General features: G+C 47.0%; 2 pseudogenes. Both read right to left on the bottom strand.

Going from position 1 to position 446, the window contains the following annotated elements:
• A pseudogene (locus tag RVS70_RS22450) lies at positions 1-349 on the bottom strand (hypothetical protein); the annotation flags it as partial.
• A pseudogene (locus tag RVS70_RS22445) lies at positions 330-446 on the bottom strand (lipoprotein YdaJ); the annotation flags it as partial. The pseudogenes RVS70_RS22445 and RVS70_RS22450, both read right to left, overlap by 20 nt.

The raw sequence follows: 446 nt of genomic DNA, 5'->3' as shown, positions 1-446 counted from the left end.
GCTCTGCTGTGATATCGTGGATTCTTCCGGAAATAAAAGAAAACAGCAAAAGNGCGATGCCCCACACGACAAGCACTTGCAGCCCTTCCTCAGCTGGAAAGAGTGATGCCTGTCCAGTCTGGAAAAACATCATTAAGGTGCCGAGAACAAAAAGTACGATTAAGGTCACCGCCAGCGCGTAAATTGGGCCGAACCAGATGCCTGCGGCGATGACGACAAACGTGATGCAAAGGATCAGGGCGCCTTCCGATTGCTGGGCTGACACATAATAAATAAACAGAGACAGGGCCGCGATGAGCCCTGAAAAATAAGCAAATAATTTTTGTGATTCATTGAATGATATTCTCATTAAAAAGCTTCCTTTCGGCTAACAGCGGCAGCAGATTGTCAAATGAATGCGTCTGAGTGCCGCTCATATAGCCTCCATAATACGATTTCACCGGATC

This window comes from Virgibacillus sp. M23, from assembly GCF_034190895.1.
Lineage (GTDB): Bacteria > Bacillota > Bacilli > Bacillales > Amphibacillaceae > Virgibacillus > Virgibacillus salarius.
The sequence above is the reverse complement of the archived record's forward strand: the minus strand, read 5'-3'. Positions and strand labels throughout refer to the sequence as shown.